This is a genomic window from Janthinobacterium aquaticum, assembly GCF_009208565.1.
Taxonomy (GTDB): domain Bacteria; phylum Pseudomonadota; class Gammaproteobacteria; order Burkholderiales; family Burkholderiaceae_D; genus Janthinobacterium.
On the sequence record NZ_WFLK01000003.1, the window covers coordinates 426,120 to 439,363 of the forward strand.

Consider the following 13,244-nt stretch of genomic DNA (forward strand, 5'->3'; position numbering starts at 1 on the left):
TGATCCTGAGATTAAAGTCGGAAAACGGTAAATCCAGCTGCGGCCAGCGCATCGCGTTTGAACAGCGACTTGAGGTCAGCCAACACTGGCGTGTCACCACGACACATGCCTCTCAGCTGTGTAGCATCGAGCGCACGGAACTGGTCATGGCCAACCGCCACCACCATTGCATCGACCTGATTGTCGCTGTCGATGGTACCGAGCTTGATGCCATACTCGTGTTCAACTTCCTTGGCGTTCGCCCACGGATCGCAAACGACAGTTTCGACGCCCCAGGTCTGCAACTCTTTGACAAGATCAGCGATCTTGCTGTTACGAATGTCAGGACAATTTTCCTTGAACGTCACGCCCATGATGCCAATTTTGCTGCGTGCAACGTCAACGCCTTTCTGCAGCATCAAACGGATAACGTTGCGTGCCGCGTAACGCGCCATATTGTCATTGATACGACGGCCAGCCAAGATGACCTGAGGGTGGTAGCCAACGGCTTCCGCCTTGTGGGTCAGGTAGTACGGATCAACGCCGATGCAGTGGCCACCAACCATGCCCGGGCGGAAGGGTAGGAAATTCCACTTACTGCCAGCGGCCTCAAGCACATCCAGCGTGTCGATGCCAAGGCGCGAGAAAATAACCGACAACTCGTTCACTAAGGCGATGTTCAGGTCACGCTGGGTGTTCTCAATAACCTTTGCCGCCTCGGCGACCTTGATGCTAGAAGCAGGAAAGGTTCCAGCCGTGATAATGCTTGCATACAGGTCATCGACCAGTTTGGCGACCTCCGGCGTAGAGCCGCTGGTGATTTTCTTGATCTTGGTAAGCGTATTGACCTTGTCACCGGGATTGATTCGCTCCGGGCTGTAACCGCAGAAAAAATCCTCGTTGAATTTCAGTCCGGAGAATTTCTCCAGTACCGGGACGCAGTCTTCTTCGGTCGCGCCAGGGTAGACAGTCGACTCATAAATGACGAGATCGCCCTTCTTAAGTACCTTGCCAACGGTTTCGCTAGCCTTCAGCAAAGGGGTGAGATCAGGCCGCTTGTACTGATCCACTGGCGTAGGAACTGTGACAATAAAGCAATTGCTTGAGCGCAGATCATCAATGGCAGTAGTAAAGTTCAGGTGCTCTGCAGCGCACAATTCTTCAGCAGTGGTCTCTAGTGTGAAATCCTCGCCAGCCTGAAGTTCCGCAATCCGTTTCTGATTGATGTCGAACCCCATGACCGGGCGCGTGCGGCCAAACTCGACGGCCAATGGAAGTCCCACGTAGCCGAGCCCGATAACTGCCACTTTAATTTCGTTCAATTTCATATTTTTCTCTACGTTACATATTTAACTAGGGTTAGCTTAAAGGCTTTCATACCAACGAACAGCGTCCAGCTTGCCTCGAACGCCATTGACGCACAACGATATCGGAAGCCAGAAGGCGTACTACCGCGACCATATAAAGATACATTGCGCAGCAAAGTTACCTGAATCGGAGATACGCTCTTAGCTCATTCCAGCGAGCCGCATTAGCTGGAACTGTCATAGCTCGCTTCTGTGCGGCTGAAAAAAGTACCCACAGAATTATGAAGAAACCAGATATCAGTGTTGCCGCAATTACGATCAGTGCGCGTTTCGGATTCGACTTGCGCTCTGGTTGCATCGCCGGATCGAGCACCTGGATAAGCGAAGGATCCTTGGCTTCATCAAGTCGGGCAAGCTCATACTGCTTTGCCAAAAGTTCGTACAGCATCTGGTAGTATTTCAGGTCGCGCATCAATTGGATGTTATCCAGCCCAGCCTTGCTAAGGTCACTTGGCTGAACATTTCCGGCACGCCCGCCCTCCAGTCTAGACAGTTCGTTACGCAGGCTGGCTAACTCTTCGCTGGCGCGTCGGAATTCCGGGTTCTGTGTAGTAACGAAAGCCCTCATCGATCCCAACTGAATCTCTTTGGCGGAAACCTGCGCCTTGAGACGTGCAGCGGTTTCGAGAATGGCACGGCTTTCACTATCGACACTGATCACGCCACTGGTGTCTATTGCGCCCTTGAGTGAGATCTCGACCTTTGCCAGATTGTTTTTTGCTGCCTCAAGTTCACGCTCATAGAATACGCGTCGTTGTGACGCTTCCGTAAGGGCCAGCGTCTGTGTAAGGCGCTGCAATTCTTCGACATAAGCATTGGTCATTCCGGCAACATCTTTTTGGCCTTCATCTTCGACTTCAATGCTGATCATGCCATCTTTCCCAGCAATTATAGTTGTCCGTCCCTGCAGACGATTTCGCGCCGCTTCGTAAGTTTCTGTATCATATCTTTTTTTCAAGTCAAACTTGGCGACCAGCTTGTCGGTGACCGTCCTGCTCTTCAAAATACCCACATAAAGATCAGAAGGGTTCTTAATACCGGCTGCGGCACCAGCGGCAAGACCGGCTACACCGCCAAGTTGTGACAGCAATGCGGACGCACCCGACTGCGACTGCTGAGGCGGCAGCAACTTGGTTTTGGCCTGATATAGATTGGGCAATACCAAGCTAATCGCTGCTGAGATCACTGCCACTGCCAGTGGTAAGCCAATAATTAACTTCTTGCGTTTGGCCAACACGATTAGCATGTCGAAAAAATTAAATTCCAGATCGGCCTGATTCTTGCCGGACTCTGTTGAAACCGCGTGCGTGTCGTTCATGCTGTGGAGCCACTCATATGATGATGATATTAATTTCTGTTGCAGGGCCACCTGCGGCCCTCACTCATCGCTACCAGACCTACTGCTTCAATACCTGAATCGCGGCGGCACCCAAACCAAAATTGGCAAAGATCGCTGCCCATTCACGCGTGCCCTTGGTAAATTTCGTCCATGCAGTTTCCCGATCCATTTTTTGTGGAACCACGATGGAGTCGCCTGGCATGACGATGACACCGCCGATGCCACCAAAACCCCAGCTACTCGTATTACGTGCAAGTACACTACCATCAGTACGCATGATAAAGATATTTTCGACATCCGCATCGACAGTCAGACCGGCCTTCTTGACGTAGTCGTCCACACGACTATTGGGTGACCAGAGCGGTGATGCCTCGGCATTGACAGAACCAAAAATATGCACAAATTCCGGCTTCGCAGGGATAACCAGACGATCACCATTTTCCAGTTTTAACTGGGGCAGGCGAGCAAATGAGCGCTCCTGCGGGTCAAGTCCGAACGCGATGCGACCAGTCGGTTTCATTTGCCTGAAGAGGGCAATATTCTCCTGAGCGATTTTCAATTCGGCCTGTCTTTGTGCTTCGGCGGCTTGGGCATCAATTGGCGTCGTTGCACGTGAATTGGCCAGATTTTTGGACTGCTCAACGCGTAACTGGTTTTCCAGTTTGGTAGCAGCCCTTTCCAGATTGACTTGCTGCTCTACACGTACCTGCTCGCGATAAAACGCGGTACCGAAGAAATATGCATCCGCAGTAGCGCCGCCAGCACGCGTCAGCAAATTTTGCAGCGTTTCGCCAGCCGTCATCTGATACACACCCGGTACTTTGACTTCGCCCTCAACCCGTACGAATACGCGGCGCTTGTCCATCGGCACCGCAACATCCTGCTGGGAAAAAATCGTGACCGTATCACCCGGTTGCAGCTGTACATTGTCCTGGCTGGACGGATTGGAGAATACCTTGCCTAAATTAAATGGAATCAGGTTGACCGTCAGGTCAGAGCGATTGATACGCTCCACGACAGCGTAATCCCAGTTGATCTCATCAATCAAACCACCGATACGCGAGGCAATATTGCCAGCTGCCTCGTTAGTGACATTGTCATTTTCACCAGTACTAACGACGCCATTTTGGCGCTTGATCGAACTACGTGTAATTAGATACTCGCGGCTGGGAATCAAGTCACTGACGTGCATTCCGGGGAAAAACGGTGCGCGGATGGATTGATCTACATTGCCGCGTAATATAACCGCATTCGAAAAATCAGGTGTGATAGAGGTAATATTGAGTACATCGCCGTTTTTAAGCGTGCGTTTCAGCCCGTTGCCGGACAAGGCGAACTGTTCTACGCTGCGCGGTTGGCTCTTGCTAGCATCAATGCGCTCAAGGTAAGCACGGCGCGGATCAGCCACAACTGGCATACCACCAGCGACGTCCAACATCGATTCGATCGTATCGTTGGCAGTGCGTAGCTCATAAATGGCCGGAGTATTGACTTTACCAACGAGTGCAACATGGCCAGTAGCCGCAGGGATGTAGATCGAATCGCCATCTTGGAGCTTGATGTCTGCCGATTTATCACCCTTGGCGATAAAGGCATACAAATCCAGGTCAGCGACGACCTTACCACCACGCTTGACTTGCAGGTGACGCATGCTGCCATTCGGGTTTGGGCCGCCGCTGGCAAACAACGTGGTCACCAAAGTGGACAGACTCGATACGGTGTAAGTACCCGGCCGCTTTGCCTGACCTACCACATACACTGTAATCGCACGCAACTTGCCGAAGCTTACGTTGATGGTTACACCCTTATACATTGTTGCGACAGCCTTGCGGATGACTGACTCCGCATCACTCGCGTTCACGCCCGCCAAGGCAACAGGGCCGATCGTAGGAATCGATATCTGTCCACTACGGTCGATTGTTGCACGATAGTCGATGTCAATGCTACCCGTACCGCGTATCATCAGTTCGTCGCCCACACCCAATGGATAGTCAGCAGGTACCGGGGCCCCCGAGATCGGAGTGTACGTCGAAGCTGCATTCGCAAAGAACTGCGCACCAAATACTGGCAGGATCTTGCCAGTACTGTCGGCAATAAATTTTTGGAACTCGCTCGTACCGACTTCCGGACCACGAACACCAGATACTGGCGGCCTTGCACCTGCCGCAGAGGGCGAGGAGGACGCAACGTTTGAGTCAGCGCTGTTATCAGCAAAATTAGCTGTATTAGCTGTATTAGCTGTATTAGCGTTTGTGATGCTGACCCGCCGTGGCGCCTCGGACGCAACGGAACTCGTGCCGACAGGCATGACTGCCTGACCAAACATTTCTTCTTTGGCGGCACCATCTTGGGCTGAAGCAGCAATGGAAGCAACGGTTAGAGCAACTGCTACGAGGCAACGGGTGATTTTGGTCATTGATGAATTCAGTTTAGGAGGGGGAGCTTGATGGCGATAAATGCGCATGTCATTTTAGCTTAAATCATGGAAACTGGAATATATATTTTAAAATAGTCAACACTTTGATGCCATGAACGTTGCAAATTCAGAGGTTGCTTTTCTCGTCATCTTAGTGAAGTAATGCCTGGGTGATCGCGCATTTTTTCAGTGGCGTCAAACATGCTTACCTCAATGCGCACGACGACTTTTGATAAGGCCGCAGAATATATCATGGGTTGAAGAATTGACGTGGACGATAGTTTTCTTAGCATCCAGCACATATGCCGTGAACTTCAAGGAAGAAGCAATGCGCGTCGCACACTAAATTGCACATCGTGAGGATGACAGAATTGATGCTGTCATCCTCAGGTCGCTAGACAGTCCGGTCAGAATGCCGACCAAGATCAACGCATGGCAGGTACGATACCGTGACCAATGTCAGCGCATTGGATCAGGCTCGATACGTCAAGCAAGGCGCGATTGGCAGCAGCGTCCTGTCCAGCTTGTAGCCATATATTGTCGGAAATATCAGATGACGGCGCATATTCCTGTACGATTTTTTGCAGATGCAAGCGGATCGCGTTGTGGTCGAATCGGGCGCAGGCGTCTTCCAGTTGCTGCAGCATTTGCTGAAGCACTGGCCATTCGAACTCAGCTTCCTTGGCGCGCATGATCAGAGGGTGATCGGTCCCACTGACATTGCTGCCGATCAGCAACTCCTCATACAACTTCTCGCCAGGGCGCAGACCGACATAATTGAGCTCGATGGTTCCAGCTGGCGTATCCGCTGTTTTGACTTCCTGTCCACTCAAGTGAACCATGCGCACGGCCAGGTCGGCGATACGTACCGGCTCACCCATATCGAGCACGAAGACGTCGCCGCCCTTGCCCATGGCGCCAGCCTGGATCACCAGCTGCGCCGCTTCCGGGATGGTCATAAAGTAGCGCGTAATATCAGGATGCGTCAGAGTGATAGGCCCACCACCAGCAATCTGCTTGCGAAACAACGGCACAACCGAACCTGACGAACCGAGTACATTGCCAAAGCGCACCATGGAGAAGCAGGTATCTGACTCCTTGCGCGCAAACGCCTGGAGAACGAGCTCAGCCAAGCGCTTGGTTGCGCCCATTACGTTGGTCGGACGCACTGCCTTGTCGGTGGAAATCAGCACAAAGCAGTTCACTTTTGCTGCGACTGCCGCCTTGGCCATGCTGAGCGTGCCATACGCGTTGTTACGAATACCCTCGATCGGGTTGTGCTCGACCAGCGGTACGTGCTTGTATGCAGCAGCGTGATAGACCGTTTCGACGGCAAAAGAAGACATAATACGGGTGCATTTTTCCGTTTCGAGCACCGAGCCAACAAAAGCGACCAGTTCAACATCAAGCTCTGATGTGACCTTGATTTCGCGCAGTTCCTGTTCGATTGTGTAAAGAGCGAATTCAGAAATATCCAGCAAAATCAACCTCTTCGGCTCAAGTGCGATGATCTGGCGGCACAACTCAGAGCCAATCGAGCCGCCGGCGCCACTGACCATAACCGACTTGCCGGTAATGCAAATCGACAGCAATTCAGCATTTGGCGCCACCACGTCGCGGCTCAACAAATCTTCGATCTCGATTTGGCGTACATCTTCCACCCGCATGTTCCCCTTGACGAGGTTGCTGATCGGTGGCGTAACCTTGATACGTACGGTCAACATGGCAAGCTTGTCAAGGATCGCGCGCTGCTCCTTACGACTCAGCTGCGGCATGGCCAGCAGAACGGTAGTGATATTGTATTTTTTGACAAGCCGTTCAAGCTCGGCCGATGGATATACTTTGATGCCGCGAACGATGGTGTTAACGCGCTGCGGATCATCATCGATAAAAATGATGGGCTGATATTCGTTGCCCGGGGTGATAGCGTTTGCCAGCAAGCTTCCTGCTTGCCCTGCACCGTAAATGGCGACACGCGTCTTGTTGCCAGAACCGCTCTGGCTCAGCAAGCTGCGCGCCAGGAACCGGCTTGACAGTACGTAAAGAATGGCGGCCAGCCAATAGATGACAAACGTTTTTACAGAAAACAGCGATCCTGGCAGGGCCAGGCCGATCACGGCCAGAATCAGTGTCGAAATGGTCACTGCACGCAAGGCGGTGAAGATGATTTTCTGGTCGATGTAGCGAATGACAGCACGATACAAGCCGAAATTTACGTACACCGGCACCGAGATCAACGCCGCGGCAAGCGCCACCCACACGTATTGTGTCGGCAACTGGAAGCTATGCCCCTGGGTTTGAAGAAGCGCAGAAAAATAGAAGATGATCGGAAGACATAGCACATCCACAGTCGCCGCCACCAGACGCTTCTGGTTGCGTGGAAGGCCAAGGAACAGGTTTTTCATGGTTTGTTGACTCAAAGGGAGGACACAATTGCCGCTCAAAATGCAGGAACTCCGATTGGAATTCTTATAACTGTAGAATGGTACATGAAATTATTTTGAGGTTGTGAGTTTTCGACGTATGCGCGCAACATGTGGAATTATAATTCGCCAGGGCAATACCCCAAGCGAAATTGCATAAAATGCAATAAAAATGCAAAAAATATATTTTTATGCGTTCAACTAGCCCGGTGCGAAGGAGGTGTTCTGTTGGCCTGTCAGCGACATCGATCATGCCAGCGAGGACTCACTCCTTACCTCATCTATCTATACTAAGTACAGCAACAGACTGCCTGGCTCAATTTTAAATATTTAAATTCGTATTTAAATATTAAATATAAATTTATTTTCGCGGAAAAAATTTGCTTGACGCGTCAATCGTGCGGCGCCGACATCATAGTGCGCTTATGATGAATGTCAAGAGTATTAGATTTCATTCACCTATCATTCGGGAGATCAATATGAACTTTATCATCTGGATTGTCATTGGCGGAGTGATTGGCTGGCTGGCCAGCATGGTCATGCGCACTAATGCACAGCAAGGCATCTTCCTCAATATCGTGGTCGGCATCGTTGGCGCCTTCCTCGGCGGCTGGCTGCTCTCGCCGTTGTTCGGCACCACCACCATCAACAGCGACAATTTCAGTCTGGCGTCACTGCTGGTATCGTTCTTGGGGGCAGTAATACTGCTCGGTATCGTCAATTTGCTGCGCCGTGGCAAGATGCGTTAAACAGCACCTTCATGAAGCAAGCCGGGCCGTCACGCCCGGCTTTTTTATTTCTGGCCGTACAAGTATTTGAAATTGCGTCGCTCAGGGTGGAAAAATTCAGAAAGACCTGCTTGCCACCTATAAAATCCCTCTCTTTGTTGCTTATATAATATTTTTTCGCATCATGCCATGCGGAAAATGTCATTGACTAGTCACGGTTCGGTGACGATACTCTAGGTCGCCCACTGCGCAAATCAGTGGACGCACCACGCTGGTTCCGACTTCACACCCTATAAAAAGCACAGAACTCGAATGAAAAAATCACTGATTGCGCTCGCCATCCTGAGCAACTTCGCGCATGCCGATGAAGGCATGTGGATGCCACAACAGCTGCCACAAGTAGCCAAGGAACTGAAGGCCGCCGGCCTGAAACTCGATCCATCGACCCTGACCAAGCTGACCGAGTTCCCGATGGGCGCCATCGTCAGCCTGGGCGGCTGCTCGGCGTCGTTCGTCTCGCCGCAAGGCCTGGTTGCCACCAATCACCACTGCGTCTACAACAGCGTGGCGGTCAACTCGACCAAGGAAAACGATCTGCTGGCCAACGGCTTCCTGGCCAAGACCTTTGCCGAAGAACTGCCAGCGGCGCCAGGCAGTCGCATCTTCGTGACCTCGGCCGTGACCAATGTCAGCGACAAGATCATCAGCACTGACGTGGCCAAGCTGCAAGGCAAGGCGCGCATCGACGCCATCGAGAAGAACCAGAAAAAACTGGTGGCCGAATGCGAAAAAGAAGCCGGCTATCGCTGCACCGTGTCGAGCTACTACGGCGGTCTCGAGTTCTACCTGATCAAGCAACTGGAAATTCGCGACGTGCGCCTGGTGCATGCGCCACCGGCCGGCGTGGGCAAATTCGGCGGCGACACCGACAACTGGATGTGGCCACGCCATACCGGCGACTACGGTTTCTACCGCGCCTATGTCAGCAAAGATGGCAAGGCTGCCGACTTCAGCAAGGACAACGTGCCGTACCAGCCGAAACACGTGCTGAAACTGGCCAAGGACGGCCTGAAAGAAGGCGACTTCGTGATGGCGCTGGGCTACCCGGGCCGCACCAACCGCCACCGCCTGCCGTCGGAAGTCGCGTTCACGTTTGACTGGAACTACCCTGCTTTCGTGAAAGCATCGGGCGAAACGCTGGCCATCATCGCGCGTGAAACCAAGGATAACAAGGACACCGCGCTGAAATACGCAGGCCAGGTTGCCGGTGTGAACAACTACTACAAAAACCGCCAGGGCATGCTGGACTCGTACGCCGGCAGCGACTTCCTGGCGCGCAAAACGGCCGAACATGAAGCGCTGAAAACCTGGGTCAACGCCAATCCGGCCCGCAAGGCTGAATTTGCTGCCGACATCGAGCAGGTGGAAAAGCTGATCGCCGAGCGCGACGCCGACACCAAGCGCGATTTCTTCCTCGGCTATTCGCAGCCGCGCCTGCTGAACACCGCACGCACCCTGTACCGCCTGGCCAACGAAAGCACCAAGCCTGACGCAGAGCGCAAGTCCGGTTACCAGACACGCGACCTGCCACGCATGGAATCGAGCATCAATGCTGTCGAGCGCACCTATGATGAAAAAGTCGACAAGGCGCTGGTACTGAACAGCCTGACCAAGTACGCAGCCCAGCCAGCGGCCCAACGCCGTGCCAGCTTTGACGCCGCCATCGGCATCAAGGATGGCATGTCGCAAGCCGACCTGGCAGCAGCGCTGGACAAACTGTATGCCGACAGCAAGCTGGGCGACAAGGCCGAGCGCGCAGCCTGGCTGAAACGCACGCCTGCCGAATTCCAGGCCAGCAAAGACAGCTTCATCCAGGCTGCCGTTGCCATGTACCCGGACGCGTTGAAAAACGAAGCCGAAGACGAAGAACTGGGCGGCAAGATCCAGCAATCGTACGCCAACTACATGAAAGCGAAGATCGCTTACATGAAGAGCAAGGGCCAAGCCGTCTACCCTGACGCCAACAGCACCCTGCGCGTGACCTTTGGCCGCGTTGCCGGCCGTGATCATGGCGCCGACGGCACCACCTGGACCGCCTTTACCACCGTCAACGGCGTCGTGGCCAAAGCCACCGGCGAAGGCGAGTTCAATGCCCCGGCAAAACAACTGGCAGCGATCAAGGCCAAGGAATTCGGCAAGTATGTCGATCCGAAGCTGAAAACCGTACCGGTCGACTACCTGGCCACGCTGGACATTACCGGTGGTAACTCCGGTTCGGCAGCGCTGAACTCGAAAGGCGAATTCATCGGCCTGGCCTTTGACGGCACGCTCGACTCGATCATCTCCGATTGGGACTACAACAAGGCCAATACCCGTTCGATCCAGGTCGACCTGCGCTACATGCTGTGGAACATGAAATACATCGACCACGCAGACAACCTGCTGAAAGAAATGGGCGCCGAGTAATCCAGCTCATCGTCGTCGGTAGGTCGGATTAGCGGGGCACAGCCCCGCGTAATCCGACAACACCGCTGACGCCACCAATGTTGTCGGATTACGGCCTGCGGCCTAATCCGACCTACGCATTTTTCGCAGGCGATACGGCGAATCTGTCTGCCGGCCTTGCGCCGGCAAGACGATCTGACGGCGTCCGTCACGCAGCAACAGAGCCAGGTCCGCACCGGGATAACGTTGCAGCCGCTCAATGTCATGGGCATCGGCAGCGCCAGCGATCACGATACGATAATCACTTTTTCCAAAATCGAGTAGCAGCGCTGGTGCGCTATCTGTCCACGGCAAGGCCGTGATGCGCAGTTGCATGCCATTCTTGCGCCACACGAACGACTGCCATAGCTGCAGGTGGCGCACCTGGCCGGCCACCATCACGCGCGGCGCCTCACCGTTCGATGGCAGTTGCAGCCGCAGGTCGGCTGGTGCGGCCGCATCGGGCAGCTCGAACGCCACGCGCAGTGCGCCATAATGAATCAGCGCGCCAGCCTGCATCACGCGAACCGAGCCGGCTGGCGGCGCTGCCAGCACCCACGCGCTACAACAGTACAACAACGCTATCATCAGCGACCGCATGCCATCCCCCTCAAACGTACAGTGATAACACCACGCCAGGCGATGCGACTTGTGCTGCATCAACGGCCGGACTCGCGGCCTGCGCCGGTGCTACAATTGCCGCCTCAGCGACCGCTTACCCAGCCTCCGCTCCAGCCTCTCCAGACTCAGACCGCCATGCCATCAGACCTGCGCACTAGCTACGAACTCGGTAACCATAACCAGACCACGACCTGGCTGGAATGCATCAATTACTACAAAGACCTGGCAGCACGCTATCCGCAAGTGCTGCATTTTGAACAGATCGGCCTGTCCGATTCGGGCGTGCCCATCCATGCTGGCGTGGTCAGCGCCGATGGCGTGTTCGACCGCGAAACCATCAAACGCGCGGGACGAACGGTGTTTTTCAACAATAACGGTATCCATCCGGGCGAACCGGAAGGTATCGACGCCTGCATGGCGCTGGTGCGCGACCTGTGCACGCAGCCGGAGCGCCTGGCTGCACTGGGCCAGACGGTGCTGCTGTTTATTCCGATTTACAACGTCGATGGCAGCCTGAACCGGGCCAACACGTCGCGCGTCAACCAGGATGGCCCAGAACAGTTCGGTTTCCGCGGCAACAGCCGCCACCTGGACCTGAACCGCGACTTCATCAAGTGCGACAGCCTGAACGCCCAGGTGTTCAACCGCCTGCTGGCCAGCTGGGACCCGGATGTGATGGTCGACACGCACACGTCGAACGGCGCCGACTATCCGTACACCATGACGCTGATCCACACGCAGACTGACAAGCTGGGCAATGGCTTGGGCCCGTTCCTGCAAGACACCATGCTGCCGCATATCTTTGCGCAGATGGAACAGGCCGGCTGGCCCACCTGCCCCTACGTCAATCCGGTCAAGGACAGCCCGGATCATGGCATTGCCGAATTTCTGGAAGTGCCGCGCTTCTCGACCGGTTTTGCCGCCCTGCATCATGTGATCGGCTTTATGCCGGAAACCCATATGCTCAAGCCGTTTGCCGACCGCTACGCCTCGATGCGCGCGCTGGTCGATATCACGCTGGCATTTACCGTCAAACATGGCGAACAGATCAAACAGCTGCGCGCGCAGGCCAAGGCAGCCGGGCGCACGCAAACGCAGTGGCCGGTCAGCTGGAAAATGAACGAAGAGCAACCTTCGACCTTCCGTTTCAAGGGTTACGCGGCGCAGTATTCGGCCAGCGTATTGGGTGACTATATGCGCCTGTCTTACGACCGCTCGCAACCGTGGGAGCGCGATATTGCCTATTACAACCGCTTTGACGTGGATGTCAGCGTAGCTGCGCCAAAAGCCTATGTGGTGCCGCAGGCGTGGCGCGAAGTGATCGATCGCCTGCGCTGGAACGGTGTGCAAATGACCCGCATTACCGCCGAACAGACCGTAACGGCGCGCTATTACCATATCAAAGAGGTCGGCACGCGGGCTGGCGCCTACGAAGGCCATATGTTTCACGACACGGTCAAGCTTGAAGAACGTCAGGCGGCCTTTACGCTCCAACCAGGCGACTATATCGTCGAACTGGACCAGGACCAGGCCCGCTATGCAGTCGAGACGCTGGAGCCGCAGGCGCATGACAGCTTCTTCCGCTGGGGCTTTTTCAACAGCGTGTTGGAGAAAAAAGAAGCGTATTCTGACTATGTGTTTGAAGACATGGCATCCGAACTGCTGCGCGATGAACCGGCACTGGCGACCAAATTTGCTGAGTGGAAAGCTGCCAACCCTGCGCTGCTGTCGAATCAGGAAGCCGTGCTCGACTTTATCTTTACCAACTGCCAGCGCTTTGCCGAGCCAGAGTGGCGGCGCTATCCGGTGCTTGCCCTGATGTAAGCCTGAACTGTTGCACCGTAGTAGCGGCGCTGTACCGGAGACCCTGGTACAGCGCTTGTTTTT

General features: G+C 54.3%; 8 protein-coding genes. 3 read left to right on the plus strand and 5 right to left on the minus strand.

Going from position 1 to position 13,244, the window contains the following annotated elements; genetic code table 11:
• Positions 1-11 precede the first annotated feature (11 nt).
• The 4 genes from tviB to GCM43_RS07495 form a co-directional block, all read right to left on the minus strand.
• Positions 12-1,307, minus strand: a complete 1,296-nt coding sequence (gene tviB / locus GCM43_RS07480) for a Vi polysaccharide biosynthesis UDP-N-acetylglucosamine C-6 dehydrogenase TviB (RefSeq protein WP_152242877.1) — start codon at positions 1,305-1,307, stop codon at positions 12-14.
• Between the two features lie 157 nt (positions 1,308-1,464).
• Positions 1,465-2,664, minus strand: a complete 1,200-nt coding sequence (locus tag GCM43_RS07485; RefSeq protein WP_152242878.1) for a GumC family protein — start codon at positions 2,662-2,664, stop codon at positions 1,465-1,467.
• 79 nt (positions 2,665-2,743) lie between these two features.
• Positions 2,744-5,101: a polysaccharide biosynthesis/export family protein gene (locus tag GCM43_RS07490; RefSeq protein WP_226929373.1), complete on the minus strand. Its 2,358-nt coding sequence runs from the start codon at positions 5,099-5,101 to the stop codon at positions 2,744-2,746.
• A 425-nt stretch (positions 5,102-5,526) separates the two neighbouring features.
• Complete coding sequence (locus tag GCM43_RS07495) at positions 5,527-7,506, minus strand: polysaccharide biosynthesis protein (protein WP_152242879.1); 1,980 nt, start codon at positions 7,504-7,506, stop codon at positions 5,527-5,529.
• A gap of 497 nt (positions 7,507-8,003) precedes the next feature.
• On the opposite strand from GCM43_RS07495, the gene GCM43_RS07500 reads away from it, so the two are divergent.
• Positions 8,004-8,273: a GlsB/YeaQ/YmgE family stress response membrane protein gene (locus tag GCM43_RS07500; protein WP_152242880.1), complete on the plus strand. Its 270-nt coding sequence runs from the start codon at positions 8,004-8,006 to the stop codon at positions 8,271-8,273.
• Positions 8,274-8,564: 291 nt separating this feature from the next.
• A complete protein-coding gene (locus GCM43_RS07505; RefSeq protein ID WP_152242881.1) occupies positions 8,565-10,718 on the plus strand; it encodes a S46 family peptidase in 2,154 nt (717 codons plus the stop codon).
• Between the two features lie 102 nt (positions 10,719-10,820).
• On the opposite strand, the gene GCM43_RS07510 is transcribed toward GCM43_RS07505, so the two are convergent.
• Positions 10,821-11,324 carry a hypothetical protein gene (locus GCM43_RS07510; protein ID WP_152242882.1) on the minus strand — a complete coding sequence of 168 codons (504 nt, stop codon included), beginning with the start codon at positions 11,322-11,324 and terminating at the stop codon, positions 10,821-10,823.
• A 168-nt stretch (positions 11,325-11,492) separates the two neighbouring features.
• Here GCM43_RS07510 and GCM43_RS07515 point away from each other — a divergent pair, with 168 nt between their 5' ends.
• Positions 11,493-13,181 carry a M14 family zinc carboxypeptidase gene (locus tag GCM43_RS07515; protein ID WP_152242883.1) on the plus strand — a complete coding sequence of 563 codons (1,689 nt, stop codon included), beginning with the start codon at positions 11,493-11,495 and terminating at the stop codon, positions 13,179-13,181.
• The last annotated feature ends 63 nt before the right edge of the window (positions 13,182-13,244 follow it).

What these genes read in the sequence shown, in the direction of transcription:
- GCM43_RS07505 (WP_152242881.1), top strand. Translation starts at nt 8,565, where the DNA reads ATGAAAAAATCACTGATTGCGCTCGCCATCCTGAGCAACTTCGCGCAT.
- GCM43_RS07510 (WP_152242882.1), bottom strand. Translation starts at nt 11,324, where the DNA reads ATGATAGCGTTGTTGTACTGTTGTAGCGCGTGGGTGCTGGCAGCGCCG.
- tviB (WP_152242877.1), bottom strand. Translation starts at nt 1,307, where the DNA reads ATGAAATTGAACGAAATTAAAGTGGCAGTTATCGGGCTCGGCTACGTG.
- GCM43_RS07500 (WP_152242880.1), top strand. Translation starts at nt 8,004, where the DNA reads ATGAACTTTATCATCTGGATTGTCATTGGCGGAGTGATTGGCTGGCTG.
- GCM43_RS07485 (WP_152242878.1), bottom strand. Translation starts at nt 2,664, where the DNA reads ATGAACGACACGCACGCGGTTTCAACAGAGTCCGGCAAGAATCAGGCC.
- GCM43_RS07515 (WP_152242883.1), top strand. Translation starts at nt 11,493, where the DNA reads ATGCCATCAGACCTGCGCACTAGCTACGAACTCGGTAACCATAACCAG.
- GCM43_RS07495 (WP_152242879.1), bottom strand. Translation starts at nt 7,506, where the DNA reads ATGAAAAACCTGTTCCTTGGCCTTCCACGCAACCAGAAGCGTCTGGTG.
- GCM43_RS07490 (WP_226929373.1), bottom strand. Translation starts at nt 5,101, where the DNA reads ATGACCAAAATCACCCGTTGCCTCGTAGCAGTTGCTCTAACCGTTGCT.